This is a genomic window from Leclercia sp. W17 (genome assembly GCF_003336325.1).
Classification (GTDB): Bacteria; Pseudomonadota; Gammaproteobacteria; order Enterobacterales; family Enterobacteriaceae; genus Enterobacter.
Map to the genome: position 1 here is coordinate 3421617 of NZ_CP031101.1, position 14959 is coordinate 3436575.

At 61.5% G+C, this 14959-nt stretch carries 13 protein-coding genes; 4 read left to right on the forward strand and 9 right to left on the reverse strand.

The window, feature by feature from the left end:
• The first annotated feature begins 635 nt into the window (after nt 1-635).
• Nucleotides 636-1340 (forward strand): ABC transporter ATP-binding protein, encoded by a 705-nt coding sequence (locus tag DVA44_RS16950; protein ID WP_114387624.1) that lies wholly within the window; start codon nt 636-638, stop codon nt 1338-1340.
• On the opposite strand, the gene bioD is transcribed toward DVA44_RS16950, so the two are convergent.
• From bioD to bioB, 4 genes are read right to left on the reverse strand one after another with little or no spacing between them, the layout of a single operon-like run.
• Nucleotides 1300-2004 carry a dethiobiotin synthase gene (bioD, locus tag DVA44_RS16955; RefSeq protein WP_168194494.1) on the reverse strand — a complete coding sequence of 235 codons (705 nt, stop codon included), beginning with the start codon at nt 2002-2004 and terminating at the stop codon, nt 1300-1302. The two genes, DVA44_RS16950 and bioD, sit on opposite strands and share 41 nt — an antisense overlap.
• The gene (gene bioC, locus DVA44_RS16960) at nt 1997-2752 is read right to left on the reverse strand and encodes a malonyl-ACP O-methyltransferase BioC (protein WP_114387626.1); all 756 of its coding nucleotides are present in this window, start codon (nt 2750-2752) and stop codon (nt 1997-1999) included. The genes bioD and bioC overlap by 8 nt, the downstream gene beginning before the upstream one ends.
• Nucleotides 2736-3893, reverse strand: a complete 1158-nt coding sequence (gene bioF / locus DVA44_RS16965) for an 8-amino-7-oxononanoate synthase (protein ID WP_114387627.1) — start codon at nt 3891-3893, stop codon at nt 2736-2738. Before bioF ends, bioC begins: the two co-directional genes overlap by 17 nt.
• Nucleotides 3890-4930 carry a biotin synthase BioB gene (bioB, locus tag DVA44_RS16970; protein WP_103823529.1) on the reverse strand — a complete coding sequence of 347 codons (1041 nt, stop codon included), beginning with the start codon at nt 4928-4930 and terminating at the stop codon, nt 3890-3892. The genes bioF and bioB overlap by 4 nt, the downstream gene beginning before the upstream one ends.
• Before the next feature lie 69 nt (nt 4931-4999).
• Here bioB and bioA point away from each other — a divergent pair, with 69 nt between their 5' ends.
• Complete coding sequence (gene bioA / locus DVA44_RS16975; protein ID WP_114388443.1) at nt 5000-6307, forward strand: adenosylmethionine--8-amino-7-oxononanoate transaminase; 1308 nt, start codon at nt 5000-5002, stop codon at nt 6305-6307.
• A gap of 44 nt (nt 6308-6351) precedes the next feature.
• Nucleotides 6352-6828 carry a kinase inhibitor gene (locus DVA44_RS16980; RefSeq protein ID WP_114387628.1) on the forward strand — a complete coding sequence of 159 codons (477 nt, stop codon included), beginning with the start codon at nt 6352-6354 and terminating at the stop codon, nt 6826-6828.
• Between the two features lie 67 nt (nt 6829-6895).
• On the opposite strand, the gene hutH is transcribed toward DVA44_RS16980, so the two are convergent.
• The 5 genes from hutH to hutI all read right to left on the reverse strand — a co-directional run bounded on the left by hutH (nt 6896) and on the right by hutI (nt 13164).
• A complete protein-coding gene (hutH, locus tag DVA44_RS16985; RefSeq protein ID WP_114387629.1) occupies nt 6896-8416 on the reverse strand; it encodes a histidine ammonia-lyase in 1521 nt (506 codons plus the stop codon).
• Nucleotides 8416-10101 carry a urocanate hydratase gene (gene hutU, locus DVA44_RS16990; protein ID WP_114387630.1) on the reverse strand — a complete coding sequence of 562 codons (1686 nt, stop codon included), beginning with the start codon at nt 10099-10101 and terminating at the stop codon, nt 8416-8418. Before hutU ends, hutH begins: the two co-directional genes overlap by 1 nt.
• A 125-nt stretch (nt 10102-10226) precedes the next feature.
• Entirely contained in the window at nt 10227-10961 is a 735-nt protein-coding gene (locus tag DVA44_RS16995; RefSeq protein WP_103178753.1) for a histidine utilization repressor, read from the reverse strand.
• A gap of 44 nt (nt 10962-11005) precedes the next feature.
• Nucleotides 11006-11944 (reverse strand): formimidoylglutamase, encoded by a 939-nt coding sequence (gene hutG, locus DVA44_RS17000; protein ID WP_114315581.1) that lies wholly within the window; start codon nt 11942-11944, stop codon nt 11006-11008.
• Entirely contained in the window at nt 11941-13164 is a 1224-nt protein-coding gene (gene hutI / locus DVA44_RS17005) for an imidazolonepropionase (protein ID WP_114315582.1), read from the reverse strand. Before hutI ends, hutG begins: the two co-directional genes overlap by 4 nt.
• A gap of 223 nt (nt 13165-13387) precedes the next feature.
• On the opposite strand from hutI, the gene DVA44_RS17010 reads away from it, so the two are divergent.
• Nucleotides 13388-14671: a putative acyl-CoA thioester hydrolase gene (locus tag DVA44_RS17010; RefSeq protein ID WP_114315583.1), complete on the forward strand. Its 1284-nt coding sequence runs from the start codon at nt 13388-13390 to the stop codon at nt 14669-14671.
• Nucleotides 14672-14959: the final 288 nt, after the last annotated feature.

Sequence of the window (14959 nt, forward strand, 5' to 3'; positions counted from 1 at the left end):
GTGCCACCCTGGGCAAGAATCAAACGAAGCTGCACAAAATTTCGCCTGCGGCGGGATAAAATTCCATCAATGCACGGTTATCCCCAGAACTTTTTATTTTTTAACATTTGTCAAGGCGAGACGCCGAACTTAAGCGCATTATCGTGACCGTTTAATGACAAAGATTGATTTTATTTAACGGATTGATTCCATTTATTATTTTCAAAAAGACGCGTTTCGCAGCAATTCAGGCGCAGGCCGCGTATTCTCTCGCTTACCCCGCGTTTTCTAACTCTAATGCACATGGTTATCCACAGGAATAGTGGATAACTGCCTCCAGCCCATACGGAGCGTGACTCGGCTAATTCCCGGTTTTTACCCACAGCGAGACGGTAAAAAATTTTTATGACCCAATTTTGGCGATCTTATGACAATAAAACGTTCACCCACCAGTGAGACATTGTTCACATTTTAACCAAAATAGTACCTGCACCAGGTGAATCATACGGGGCACCGGCGCAGTGCATCCCCCTCTCCTCGCAGCGCTTATTTTTGCGCCTAATCTGAAAAAAGGCGGTTTAAACGCTATTTTTTGGCCAGTGGCAAGAGTCTTGCAGAGTATCAGGGGACACTGATGTCTGAAAAGGAGTAAGACCATGTTGAGCCTGCGTGCCGTTAATCAGTATTACGGGGATCGCCACACCCTGTGGAACGTTGACCTCGATCTGCCGCCCGGCGTCTGTACCGGGGTGGTCGGGCTGCCCGGAATGGGGAAAACCACCCTCGTAAACTGCATTGCCGGCCTGCTGCCTATCGCCAGCGGTACGATGATCTGGCAAGACGCCGGAGCCTCGCCTTGTGAGTGGCTTCCGGGAACCGAAATTGGCTTTGTCCCACAGGACAGGCGGATTTTTTCCCAGCTGACGGTAGAAGAGAACCTGCATATCGCGCGGATGGCAAAAGGGAGTGTAGGCGGGTCGGTGAGCAGCGAAATTTTTGAGTTCTTTCCGGAACTTTACCCGCTACGCCAGCAGCGGGCGTCAGGGCTGAACGACGACCAGCAGTACCAGCTGGCACTGGCGAACGCGCTGGTCACCCGCCCTCGCCTGCTGATCCTCGACGAGCCCAGCCGTGGCGCCAGCCCGCTGTTTAGCATCAGGCTGGCGCAGCTGCTGCTGAGGTTTAACCGCGAACTGGGGCTAACGGTGCTGCTGGCCGAGCAGCACCTGTCGCTGATCCGCCGGGTGGCGGAGCGCTTCTGCCTGCTATACCGCGGGCGAAACGTGGCCCAGGGCCGCGTCAGCGAGCTGGATGACCCGCTTATTGCCCACTGGATGGGGCCGACGGCGCCAGTGCGCTGAGAGAGAGATAACGCCCGATATCCGCCGTGTCGGCCTGCTCGCCAAGCCAGGGGATCTCACCCAGCAGCGGTGCAGGCAGTACGCGTTTCAGCGTCGCCATGTATTCGCCATGACGTTTGCCGGGGGCCGCCACCCCGTTAGCCACCCAACCCGCAACATGCAGCCCCGCCTGGCGGATTGCCTGGGCGGTGAGCATGGCGTGGTTGATGCAGCCCAGCTTCACCCCCACCACCAGGATCACCGGCAGGCGCTCGGCGATCGCCCAGTCGGCGAAGGTCTGCTCCGGGGAGAGCGGCGTAAACCAGCCGCCCGCCCCTTCCACCAGCACCCAGTCGGCCTGGCTTTCCAGCGCGCATAGCCCGGCTGAAAGCACGCTAAACTCGATGGGACGCTGCTCTTCCGCGCTGACAATATGCGGCGAGGTGGGCTCGGCGAAGGTGTAAGGGTTCACCTCCGGGTAGCTGAGCGCCACGCTGCTGTTGCGCTGTAGCGCCAGCGCATCGCTGTTACGCAGCCCTTCCGCGGTCATTTCGCTGCCCGAGGCCACGGGCTTATACCCGGCGGTGTTGCGCCCCAGCATCCGCGCCGCCTGTAGCAGGGCAGTGCTGGCGACGGTTTTTCCGACCTCGGTGTCGGTGCCGGTGACAAAATAGCGTTCAGTCACGTTCGATAATCCCATGAAAAAGTTGATAAGAGAGCGGGTATTTGCCATCACGCTGCGGCCAGGCCTGCGCCAGGTTCTGCAGCTGTCCTCGGGTTAAGGGCCTGGCGGCCCGACCGGCGTGCAGATGGGTAGCGCCGATCCCCTTCAGGGAGTGCATGGCGCCAAGCGCATCGTCAAAGTGCAGCGTGATTGTCTGGACCGCACAGCGGTGCCGCCAGCCACTGAGGGCATTATTTACCTCTTCCCGGCTCAGAAAGCGGTTGGTGTGCGGCTGCGTGTCTACCGCCTGCCAGGCCTGCTTCAGCTCCGGCAGGGAGCCGTTCAGCAGCGTGGTAAAGGCCACCCTGCCTCCGGGCTTCGCCACGCGCCAGAGCTCCGCCAGCGCCTGCGGCAGGCTGGCGCACCACTGCACCGCCAGATGGCTCCAGACCAGGCTGAACTGCGCATCCGCCAGCGGAATGGCTTCGATATCCGCCTGCAGATAGTGGTCGGCCGCCCGGTTGCGGCGCGCTTCGTCCAGCATCGGGGCGCTGAGATCCATCGCCGTCACCACGCTGCCACTTCTGCGCCAGGCGAGGCTGTTGCTGCCCGGGCCACAGCCGGCGTCCAGCACGCTGGGGAAGGTGTTTTCTGCGAGCAGCGCCCGCAGCCCGTCGGCACTTTGCCGCTGGAGCGCGTCGTGACGGGAATAGCTCTGCGCCGCCCGGCCAAAGGCGGCGGCAATGGCCTGTTTATTCACTTGCGACATGCAGCGCCTCCAGTAACGCGGTGATGTCTGCCGCTTCATGGGCCGCCGTCAGGGTCAGGCGTAAGCGCGCCGTGCCCGCCGGTACGGTGGGCGGACGAATGGCCGTCACCCAGATCCCCTTCTCTCTGAGGGTCTGTGCCAGATGCAGGGCGCGCGCGTTTTCGCCCACAATTAGCGGCTGAATGGCGCTTTGCGACGCGGTGATCTCAAGCGGAAGACCGCTCACGCCTGCGCGGAACTGGCTGATAAGTGCCGAGAGCCGCTGCCGCCGCGCATCGCCTTCGTCGCTGCGAATAAGGTTAAAGGCTGCCAGGAGCGCCACCGCCTGGGCAGGGGGCATGCTGGTGCTGTAGATGAGATGGCGGGCAAACTGCAACAGATAGTCGGCCACCGGGTCGCTGCACAGTACCGCCGCGCCGCTGATACCCACGCCTTTGCCAAAAGTCACCACCAGCAGCTCGGGTTTGACGCCCTGATGTGCCGCACTGCCGCGCCCTTCTGGCCCGGTGACGCCAATGCCGTGGGCATCGTCCACCAGCAGCCAGCTGCCCTTACGCCGGGCCGCCGCATGGATATCGACCAGCGGGGCGCTGTCGCCATCCATGCTGAAGATCCCCTCGGTCACCACCAGTTGCTGGCCCTCGCAGGGTTTATCCAGCAGCGAAGCGAGCTGAGCGGCATCGTTATGGGCGAAGCGCCGGAGCTGGGCCGGGCTGTGACTGGCCGCTTCCAGCAGGGAGGCGTGGCTTAAACGGTCGGCCACGATGCGATCGTCCTTGCCGGTCAGGGCTGCAATCAGCGTCTGATTGGCAGCAAAGCCGGAGATAAACAGCAGCGCCCGCGGGTAACCGAGCCAGTCGGCAAGTTGCTCCTCCAGCGCCCGGTGCGCGCGGGTATAGCCGCTGACATGGCCGGAGCCGCCGCTGCCCACGCCATACTGCTCCGCCCCCTGTTGCCAGGCGCGGATAAGGGCCGGATGCTGGCTCAGGCCGAGATAGTCGTTGCTGGAAAAATTAGAGTAGCGCCGCTGGTCGCAGGTGAGAAAACGGCCTGCGCCGTTCTCCACCGGGGTGCGCACGCGCAGCGCATCGGCCGCCCGACGGGCGTCGAGGGCGGCATCAATACGTTGCTGCCAGGTCATAGCGTCGCCGCGTTGTAAAACTGGTCGGTATCGGCGTTGAAAAGCTGCTGTTCCAGCTGGTGCTGCTGTTCGTTATCGCCGGTGAGAACCGCGGTCTGCTGCGGATTCAGCCCCAGCTTGCGGAACAGCTGGACATCTTTGTCCTCTTCCGGGTTGGGGGTAGTGAGCAGCTTGCAGCCGTAGAAGATGGAGTTAGCCCCGGCCATAAAGCACATCGCCTGGGTCTGCTCGTTCATCTGCTCGCGGCCCGCGGAGAGGCGCACGTAAGAGGTCGGCATCATCACCCGCGCCACCGCAATGGTGCGGATAAAGTCAAAGGCGTCGACATCGTCATTGTCCGCCAGCGGGGTACCCTTCACCTTCACCAGCATGTTGATCGGCACGCTTTCCGGCGGGGTCGGCAGGTTCGCCAACTGCAACAGCAGACCGGCGCGGTCGGTCACCGTTTCGCCCAGACCCACGATGCCACCCGAGCAGACCTTAATGCCCGCCTCACGCACTTTATCCAGCGTGTCCAGCCGCTCCTGGTAGGTACGGGTGGTGATGATGTTGCCGTAGAACTCCGGGGAGGTATCAAGGTTGTGGTTGTAATAATCGAGCCCCGCCGAGGCCAGGCGCTGCGCCTGGCTGTCGTCCAGCGTGCCGAGGGTCATGCAGGCCTCCAGGCCCATCGCCTTAACGCCCTGCACCATCTGTTCGAGGTAAGGCATGTCGCGCTCGTGCGGGTTTTTCCACGCCGCGCCCATGCAGAAGCGGGTCGACCCGGCGTTTTTCGCCTGACGCGCCGACTCCAGTACCTGCTCCACCTCCATCAGCCGCTCGGATTCGAGGCCGGTTTTGTAGCGCGCACTTTGCGGGCAGTATTTACAGTCTTCCGGGCAGGCGCCGGTCTTGATCGACAGCAGCGTACTGACCTGAATCTGCTGCGGATCGAAATGCTGACGGTGGATCTGCTGCGCTTCAAACAGCAGTTCAAGGAGGGGTTTTTCAAATAATGCAGTGACTTGCGACATTGTCCAGCGAGTCTGGTGAGCCATGGGGCATCTCCAAAGGGGTTTAGTTCAGCGTGGTTTCGGTTTATGCTTGTAAACCTAAATGTTTTCAAAATGGTTTACAAGTCGATTATGACAACGGACGATCTCGCCTTCGATCGGCAACATATCTGGCATCCTTACACCTCCATGACCCAGCCCCTGCCGGTTTATCCGGTGACGGAAGCCCACGGCTGCGAGCTGACGCTGGCCAGCGGCGAGCAGCTGGTAGACGGCATGTCCTCCTGGTGGGCGGCCATTCACGGCTACAATCACCCCCGGCTGAACGCCGCGATGAAAGCGCAGATTGACCGCATGTCGCACGTGATGTTCGGCGGGATCACCCATCCTCCCGCGGTAGATCTCTGCCGTCGGCTGGTGGCGATGACCCCCGACGCGCTGGAGTGCGTATTCCTGGCCGACTCCGGCTCGGTGGCGGTGGAGGTGGCGATGAAAATGGCCCTGCAGTACTGGCACGCCAAAGGCGAATCCCGCCAGCGGTTCCTCACCTTCCGCAACGGCTATCATGGCGACACCTTCGGGGCGATGTCGGTGTGCGATCCCGACAACTCGATGCACAGCCTGTGGAAGGGCTACCTGCCGGAAAACCTCTTTGCCCCGGCGCCGCAGAGCCGCTTTGACGGCGAGTGGGATGAGATGGACATGGTGGGCTTTGCCCGCCTGATGGCGGCCCATCGCCACGAGATTGCCGCGGTGATCCTTGAGCCCATCGTGCAGGGGGCGGGCGGCATGCGTATCTACCATCCGGAATGGCTGAAGCGCATCCGCAGGATGTGCGACCGGGAAGGTATCCTGCTCATTGCCGACGAGATTGCCACCGGCTTCGGGCGCACCGGCAAACTGTTCGCCTGCGAGCATGCGGGGATTACGCCGGACATTCTCTGCCTCGGCAAAGCCCTGACCGGCGGCACCATGACCCTCTCCGCCACCCTTACCACCCGCCTGGTGGCCGAGACCATCAGCAACGGCGAGGCGGGCTGCTTTATGCACGGCCCGACCTTTATGGGTAACCCGCTGGCCTGCGCCGTCGCCAGTGAAAGTCTGGCATTGCTGGAGAGCGGCGAGTGGCAGACCCAGGTGGCCGCCATCGAAGCCCAACTGAAGGATGAACTGGCGGCGGCGCGGGAGGCAGAATGTGTCGCCGACGTGCGGGTGTTGGGGGCCATCGGCGTCGTTGAAACGACCCAGCCGGTGAACATGGCCGAGCTGCAACGCTTCTTTGTAGCGCGCGGCGTCTGGGTGCGGCCGTTCGGCAAGCTAATCTATTTGATGCCGCCGTATCCGATCAGCCGTGACCAGCTCAGCAAGCTGACCGCCGCGGTGGTGGATGCCGTACAGGAACCTGCGCACTTTGCGATCTAGTTTATGCGTTACACTTCTGGCTGAGCTTATTACGGAGGAACAGTATGAAACTCATCAGTAAGGATCTGCGCGACGGCGATAAACTGCCGCTGCGCCACGTGTTTAACGGTATGGGTTACGAGGGAGATAACATCTCTCCGCATCTGGCGTGGGACGAGGTGCCGCCGGGCACCAAAAGTTTTGTCGTCACCTGCTACGATCCCGATGCGCCTACCGGCTCCGGCTGGTGGCACTGGATTGTCGCCAATATCCCGGCCGATATCCGCGTCCTGCCGCAGGGCTCCGGCTCCTCGCTGGTAGCGCTGCCGGAGGGTGCCGTAGAGACCCGCACCGATTTTGGCAAAGCGGGATATGGCGGCGCAGCGCCTCCTAAGGGCGAAACCCATCGCTATATCTTCACGGTGCATGCGCTGGACGTGGAAAAAATCGAGGTGGATGAAGAGGCGAGCGGTGCGATGGTGGGCTTTAACGTCCATTTCCATACTCTGGGAAGTGCCTCCATTACGGCGATGTACAGTTAAATAAAAAAACCGGCACATTGGCCGGTTTTTTTGTAGGCCCGGTAAGTGAAGCGCCACCGGGCATGTTTTACAGGAAGGCCGGTAACAACCCAACCAGACTGCCTTTATCCAGCAGCCCCATCGCCGCATCAATATCCGGGGCGAAGAAGCGATCGTCATCATAGTGCGCCACCTGCTCCCGCAGGATATGACGCGCCTGCTCCAGCAGCGGGCTGGAGGTGAGGCCATCACGCAAATCGCAGCCCTGCGCTGCCGCCAGCCACTCGACCGCCAGCACGCCACGGGTATTGTCCGTCATCTCCCACAAACGACGGCCTGCTGCCGGGGCCATTGAGACATGGTCTTCCTGGTTGGCGGAGGTGGGCAGGCTGTCCACGCTGTGCGGGTGCGACAGCGCCTTGTTCTCGCTCGCCAGCGCCGCGGCGGTGACCTGAGCAATCATAAAGCCGGAGTTCACCCCGCCGTTGCGCACCAGGAACGGCGGCAGTTGGGACATATGTTTATCCATCATCAGCGCGATTCGGCGTTCAGAGAGCGCGCCGATTTCGGCAATCGCCAGGGCCAGGTTATCCGCCGCCATCGCCACCGGTTCGGCGTGGAAGTTGCCGCCGGAGACCACCTCACTTTCCGCCGCGAAGACCAGCGGGTTGTCGGAGACGGCATTGGATTCCACCAGCAGCACCTCTGCCGCCTGGCGCATCTGCGTCAGGCAGGCGCCCATCACCTGCGGCTGACAGCGCAGGGAGTAGGGATCCTGCACCTTGTCGCAGTTGTGATGCGACTCGGCAATGGCGCTGGTGTCGGTCAGAACGTGGCGGAACAGTGCCGCGGCGTCGATCTGCCCGCGCTGGCCGCGCACCTCGTGGATACGGGCATCAAACGGGCGCCGGGAGCCGAGCACCGCTTCGGTGGTCAGCGCCCCGCAGACCACCGCCGAGGCAAAGAGATCTTCGGCTTCAAACAGGCCGCGCAGGGCAAAGGCGGTGGAGGCCTGGGTGCCGTTCAGCAGGGCCAGCCCCTCTTTCGCCGCCAGCGTCACCGGGGCCAGCCCCGCTTTTTGCAGGGCAGTGGCGGCCGGGAGCCATTCGCCACGGTAGCGGGCTTTGCCTTCGCCGAGCAGGGTCAGAGACATGTGCGCCAGCGGCGCCAGATCGCCGGAGGCACCCACCGAGCCTTTGGCCGGGATCCACGGGTAGACGCCCGCATTGACCATGGCAATCAGCGCCTCAATCACGCTCAGGCGGATGCCGGAGAAACCGCGCGCCAGGCTGTTGATCTTCAGCACCATCATCAGGCGCACCATGTCATCATCCAGCGGCTCGCCCACGCCCGCCGCGTGGGACAGCACCAGCGAACGTTGCAGGTTTTCCAGATCGTGGGTGGCGATACGCGTCTGCGCCAGCAGGCCAAACCCGGTGTTGATGCCGTAGGCGGTGCGCCCTTCGGCGACAATGGCTTCCACGCAGGCGACGCTGTCGTTAATCGCCTTATGGGCCGCCTCATCGAGCGTGAGCTGGAGCGGCTGCTGCCAGATCTGGCGCAGCTGGGCCAGGGTCAGGGAGCCGGGCGTCAGGGTTAAGGCGTTCATCAGTGCTTTCCTTGTGTGGCCGCGATCATCGGCAGGTTGAGTCCCTGCTCTTTCGCGCAGTCGATGGCAATGTCATACCCGGCATCGGCATGGCGCATAACGCCTGTCGCCGGATCGTTGTGCAGGACGCGGGCAATACGGGCCGCGGCTTCATCGGTGCCGTCGCAGACGATCACCATCCCGGCATGCTGGGAGAAGCCCATGCCCACCCCGCCGCCGTGGTGCAGCGAAACCCAGGTGGCGCCGCTGGCGGTGTTGAGCAGCGCGTTCAGCAGCGGCCAGTCTGAGACCGCGTCGGAGCCGTCCTGCATCGCTTCGGTTTCGCGGTTCGGGCTGGCAACCGAGCCGGAATCGAGATGGTCGCGACCAATGACGATGGGCGCGGAGACTTCACCGCTGCGCACCATTTCGTTGAAGGCCAGGCCCAGCTTCTGGCGCCACTCCAGCCCGACCCAGCAGATCCGCGCCGGCAGTCCCTGGAAGTTGATGCGCTCGCGAGCCATGTCCAGCCAGTGATGGAGGTGCTCATCATCGGCGACAATCTCTTTCACTTTGGCGTCGGTTTTGTAGATGTCTTCCGGGTCGCCGGAGAGGGCTACCCAGCGGAACGGGCCGATCCCGCGGCAGAACAGCGGACGGATATAGGCCGGGACAAAGCCAGGGAAGTCAAAGGCGTTGGTCACGCCCATCTCTTTCGCCATCTGGCGGATGTTATTGCCGTAGTCGAAGGTCGGTACGCCCTGCTGGCTGAAGGCCAGCATCGCGTTAACGTGGTCAGCCATGGAACGCTTCGCCGCCAGCACGGTACCTTCCGGATCCTGCTGCGCTTTCTGCTGGTACTCTTCCCAGCTCCAGCCTTTTGGCAGGTAGCCGTGCAGCGGATCGTGGGCACTGGTCTGGTCGGTGACCAGGTCCGGGCGCACGCCGCGCGCCACCAGTTCCGGTACGATGTCGGCGGCGTTGCCGCACAGGGCAATGGAGACGGCCCGTCCCTCGGCGGTATATTTCTGGATGCGCGCCAGGGCGTCGTCAAGCGTGTCGGCCTGCTCATCGACGTAGCGGGTCCGCAGACGGAAATCGATGCGGCTCTGCTGGCACTCAATATTCAGGGAGCAAGCCCCCGCCAGTGTTGCCGCCAGCGGCTGTGCGCCGCCCATGCCGCCTAAGCCCGCGGTGAGCACCCAGCGGCCTTTCAGGGAGCCGTTATAGTGTTGGCGGCCTGCTTCAACAAAGGTCTCGTAGGTGCCCTGGACGATGCCCTGGCTGCCAATGTAGATCCAGCTGCCAGCGGTCATCTGGCCATACATCGTCAGCCCTTTCGCATCCAGCTCGTTGAAGTGTTCCCAGGTGGCCCAGTGCGGCACCAGGTTGGAGTTGGCGATCAGCACGCGCGGGGCGTTTTTGTGGGTTTTGAACACCCCGACCGGTTTGCCGGACTGCACCAGCAGGGTTTCGTCGCTTTCCAGTTCGGTAAGCGCGGCAACAATGGCGTCATAACACGCCCAGTTGCGCGCGGCGCGGCCAATCCCGCCATAGACCACCAGCTCGTGAGGGTTCTCCGCCACGTCGGGATCGAGGTTATTCATTAACATGCGCAGCGGGGCTTCGGTGAGCCAGCTTTTGGCAGTCAGCCGGGTGCCACGTGGGGCGCGGATCTCTTGCTGGCGAAACTTACCTGACGACATTGTGTGCTCCTCATTGGGGACAGAATATACAGTAAGATATACTTGTATAGACAAGTGCACACAAGACCGATTTTAACAATTACGATACATTTTTGTCATATTGCGTCAGCAATCACGCTTTTGGCTTATGACATGAAATGGCCCTGCAGCCGGTAGCGGTTGCCGGGGAACAGCAGCCGGGCATGGGAGACGATGTGGGAGGCTGACCAGGTGCGGCGGTGGATCAGCAGACAGGGATCGTGCTCTTTGATGCGCAGCAGCTCGCACTCCTTCGGCGTGGCCCGCACCGCCTCGACGATATGCTCCCCTTCCGTCAGCGGCGCAACCCGCGACAGATAAGCATGGGGCGTGGTGGTGGTGTAGTCCTGCTGAAGGTAGTCCGGCACCAGCGCGGCATTGACGCAGCGATCCTCTATCTGCACCGGGACGTCGTTTTCATAGTGCAGCATCAGGGAGTGAAAGATGCGCGATCCCTCTTTGACGTTCAATGCCACCGCCTGGGCGGCGCTGGCCTGCGTCTCTTCGAGGAACTGCACTTCACACCGGTGCTGATGGTTGCGGGAGGCGATCTCATCGGCAATGCTGCGGATCTCAAACAGTGCCGACTGCCCTTTTGGCTCGGCGACAAAGGTGCCGACCCCCTGCAGGCGCACCAGCAGCCCCTCATCGGTCAGCTCCCGCAGCGCGCGGTTGATGGTCATCCGGCTGAAGCCGAACTGGGCCACCAGCTCCGCCTCGGACGGGATACGATCGTGGGGACGCCAGACGCCGGTGGCGATCTGATGGCTGATCGCCTGCTTGACCTTTTCATAGAAAGGGGCTGGCGCACTTGCCTGCTGCTGCGGGGCGCGAGAGAACATAGCAATTCCTTAAGCCGTCATAAAAAATCGAGTATATACAAGCTTTATGCCCACCAGTGAGCGATTTGCCACGCCAGCCGTGCGGCGAGCTTCGCCCCCTGGCCGTCGCGATCGAAGCCGGGACTGAACTCAACCAGATCGGCCGCCTGCAGTTTGCCGCTGCGACAGATCTGCTCGATGACCGGGAGCAGATCCCGGGCGGGAACCCCCAGCGCGGCGGGGGCCGACACGGCGGGCATCTCCCCGGCAGGCATCACGTCGAGATCGATAGTCAGGTAGACACGGTCTGCCTGTTCAAGAAGCGTTGTGAGCGCGTCCAGCGCCTGCTGCCGGAAATCGAGATCCTCCACCAGCGTAACGTTCAGGCGCGCAGCCTCATCCCACAGCGCCTGGGTATTGGCCGCCCGGCTGACACCCAGACAGGCATAGTGAAACTCACGCTGCTGCGCGGCGCAGTACCGGGCCAGCTGGCGGAACGGCGTGCCGGAGGTCGCCTGACTGGCGTTTCGCAGATCGAGATGGGCATCGAGGTTGACGATCGCTACCCGCTCACCGGGAAAGGCATCCAGCACACCGCGACCATGGGCCCAGGCGGTTTCATGTCCGCCACCAAAAACCAGGGTGCGCATGCCCGCCTGCTGGCAGGCGGTGACCGTCTCGCTCAGCGCCTGCTGGGCCGCCTCCAGCGCATTGCCCTCTACACCAATGTTGCCCATATCCATCAGCCGATCGTGCCCCTGGTGGCTCGCCATGTTCGCCAGCGCACGGCGTAACACATCCGGCGCCTGTGCGGCACCGGGGCGGCCCTGATTGCGTCTGATCCCTTCGTCACAGGCGAAGCCAATCAGGGCGATACCGTCACCGGTCGGCGTTGGCGTGTCGCTAAGTTGCACGGTTTGAAACAGGCGCAGCGCGTTGCTGGCCTCGCTGCTGTCGTCACGGCCTTGCCAGACGTCCGGTGAAACCGGCTGCCACAGGCTCATACTGTTTTTCCTCTGAATACGCGCTGATAAAGCGGGTTACGCCCCGGCTCATAGACCATCTCCACCGGGTTTTTCGCATCCCAGATGGCCAGATCGGCGACAAACCCGGCCTTCAGCTGGCCGTGGGTCTCACCACGACCCAGCGCCTGCGCGGCATGCCGGGTGACACCTGCCCACGCCTCTTCCGGGGTTAAGCCAAACTGGACGCAGGCCATGTTCATCGCCAGATGCAGGCTGGCGAACGGACTGGTGCCCGGGTTGTAGTCGGTGGCGACCGCCATCGGTATCCCCCGCTGGCGTAACAGCGCAACCGGCGGGCGCTGTCGCTCCTGTAAAAAGTAAAATGCGCCGGGGAGTAAGACCGCCACGGTGCCGCTCTGCGCCATCGCGTCGACACCAGCCTCGTCAAGATATTCAATATGATCGGCGGAGAGCCCATGATAACGACTCACCAGTGCAGTGCCGCCGAGACTGGAGAGCTGCTCAACGTGGCCTTTAATGGGGATGCCCAGCGTCTGCGCCGCCTTGAACACTCGCTCGCTCTGTTCAGGCGTAAACCCGACATTTTCGCAGAAGACATCAACAGCTTCGAAGAGCCCTTTTTCCCACAGTGCAGGCAGCATATGCTGGCAAACATGGTCGATGTAGGCATCCGGATCGTGGCGATACGCCTTCGGCACGGCGTGCGCCGCCAGCAGCGTCGGGCTGATCTCCACCGGGTTGGTCTGCGCAAGACGCCGGGCCACGCGCAGCATCTTCTCTTCGGATTCGTCATCCAGGCCGTAACCTGATTTAATCTCAAGGGTGGTGACGCCCTCGCGCATTAAGCGCTGCAAGCGCTGCTGCGCGAGCTGTTCGAGCTGCTCAGGCGTGCTCTCCCGGGTGGCAGTGACCGTGGCGTTAATGCCGCCGCCCTGGGCGCTGATGGTCTGATAAGAGACCCCGTTGAGTCGCTGCTCCCATTCGGCGGCACGATCGCCGCCAAACACCAGATGCGTGTGGCAGTCGATCAGGCCCGGCGTCACCAGCCGCCCCTGTAAATCAATGGTATTGGGCAGATCCTCCGGCAGGTCATATTCCGGCACGATGGCCAGGATGGTCTCACCGCGCACAATCAATGCCCGGTTTTCCAGCAGGCCATAGGGGGTGTCGTGGTCGGGATCCAGCGTCGCGAGGCGCAGGTTACGCCAGATCAGATCGTCAGGATGAAGTTGCAGCATCGGGCTTCCACTTGTCATGGGTTGTATAGACATTTATTTTCATTCCTGTCGCCCTGTCAATCGCCTTTACCGAGATTGTTATTTATTTGTGACAACTTCCCCGCTAACCGCGGGAAGAAAAAGCAACTTTTTGCCTTTTATTCTTCCCGTTTCGCTCAACTTAGTATAAAAAAGCAGGCTATTTCAGTTGTCCCCCTATTGATATGTTTTGCAGGAGCTTCCCTTGAACATTTCCAGGATTTCTCGTCTGGCGCTGGCACTCGCATTTGGCGTGACGTTATCGGCGTGCAGCTCTACCCCGCCGGATCAACTGCCATCAGAGCAGGCTGCGCCGGGCACGGCTTCCCGTCCGATCCTCTCCGCTGACGAAGCGAAAAACTTCCAGCAGGCTCGCTACTTTACGGCCATGGATCCGAACGCGGCGCCGTGGAGTCCTTATGCCATCCGCCTGCCTGAGCAGCCGAACTTTGTGGTTGGCCCGGCGGGAACCCAGGGCGTGACGCACACCACCATCCAGGCGGCAGTCGATGCTGCCATCGCTAAGCACAGCAGCTCCCGTCAGTACATCGCCATTTTACCGGGCGAATACGAAGGTACCGTCTATGTGCCTGCTGCGCCGGGGAGCGTGACGCTCTACGGTACGGGTGAAAAACCAATTGATGTCAAAATTGGTCTGGCGATCGACTCCGAGATCGACACCGCAACCTGGCGTCGTCTGGTTAACCCGGGCGGTAAATACATGCCGGGCAAACCGGCCTGGTATATGTTCGACCGTTGCCAGAGCAAGCACAGCGCCACGGTTGGCCTGATGTGTTCCGCGGTCTTCTGGTCGCAGAACAACGGCCTGCAGCTGCAGAACCTGACGATTGAAAACAATCTGGGTGACAGCGTAGATGCCGGTAACCACCAGGCGGTGGCCCTGCGCAGCGATGGCGATCGGGTCCAAATCGACAAGGTGAACATTCTGGGTCGCCAGAACACCTTCTTCGTCACTAACAGCGGCGTTGACAATACCCTGAAAAACAACCGTATCACCCGTACGCTGGTGACCAACAGCTACATTGAAGGGGATGTGGATATGGTTTCTGGTCGCGGTGCCGTGGTGTTTGATAACACCGATTTCCGCGTCATGAACACCCGTACCCAGCAGGAAGGCTACGTCTTCGCCCCTGCGACGCAGTCCAATCTGTTCTACGGCTTCCTGGCAGTGAACAGCCGCTTTACCGCGATGGGCGACGGCGTGGCGCAGCTTGGCCGCTCCCTGGATGTCGATTCCGCCACTAACGGTCAGGTGGTGATCCGCGACAGCGTGATCAACGAAGGCTTTAATATGGCTAAACCGTGGGGCAACGCCGCCATCTCTCAGCGTCCGTATGCGGGTAATACCGGTGCGGTGGATGAGAAAGGCAACGTGCAGCGTAACCTCAACGACGCTAACTTCAACCGCATGTGGGAATACAACAACCGCGGCGTGGGAAGTAAAGTGATCGCAGAGCCGAAGCAGTAAACGTTTAGCAAAAAGGGGGAGCAACTCCCCCTTAATGCTGCGGCTGAAAACGTCAGGCACCAGTTTTAAGATACGCATCCAGCAGTTGCAGGAACAGAATTATCCATCCCATCATGCTCATACGCCACTCCTTGGGTCAGGAGCACTTCCACTGACTTACCTTTCCGCTGCCTGTCGCCAGTGGGCGTTGGTTTATGTTGATGTGCTCCGCAGTTAAGGCACTGACGGCACCACCCGCCAGCCAGGACTTAAAAGTGATCCCAGATTGCGGACTGCCACACATCCACA

Excerpts from the sequence above, each read along its gene's own strand:
- DVA44_RS16950 (WP_114387624.1), top strand. The coding sequence starts at position 636 with ATGTTGAGCCTGCGTGCCGTTAATCAGTATTACGGGGATCGCCACACC.
- bioC (WP_114387626.1), bottom strand. The coding sequence starts at position 2,752 with ATGTCGCAAGTGAATAAACAGGCCATTGCCGCCGCCTTTGGCCGGGCG.
- bioF (WP_114387627.1), bottom strand. The coding sequence starts at position 3,893 with ATGACCTGGCAGCAACGTATTGATGCCGCCCTCGACGCCCGTCGGGCG.
- bioB (WP_103823529.1), bottom strand. The coding sequence starts at position 4,930 with ATGGCTCACCAGACTCGCTGGACAATGTCGCAAGTCACTGCATTATTT.
- bioA (WP_114388443.1), top strand. The coding sequence starts at position 5,000 with ATGGTTTACAAGTCGATTATGACAACGGACGATCTCGCCTTCGATCGG.
- DVA44_RS16980 (WP_114387628.1), top strand. The coding sequence starts at position 6,352 with ATGAAACTCATCAGTAAGGATCTGCGCGACGGCGATAAACTGCCGCTG.
- hutH (WP_114387629.1), bottom strand. The coding sequence starts at position 8,416 with ATGAACGCCTTAACCCTGACGCCCGGCTCCCTGACCCTGGCCCAGCTG.
- hutU (WP_114387630.1), bottom strand. The coding sequence starts at position 10,101 with ATGTCGTCAGGTAAGTTTCGCCAGCAAGAGATCCGCGCCCCACGTGGC.
- DVA44_RS16995 (WP_103178753.1), bottom strand. The coding sequence starts at position 10,961 with ATGTTCTCTCGCGCCCCGCAGCAGCAGGCAAGTGCGCCAGCCCCTTTC.
- hutG (WP_114315581.1), bottom strand. The coding sequence starts at position 11,944 with ATGAGCCTGTGGCAGCCGGTTTCACCGGACGTCTGGCAAGGCCGTGAC.
- hutI (WP_114315582.1), bottom strand. The coding sequence starts at position 13,164 with ATGCTGCAACTTCATCCTGACGATCTGATCTGGCGTAACCTGCGCCTC.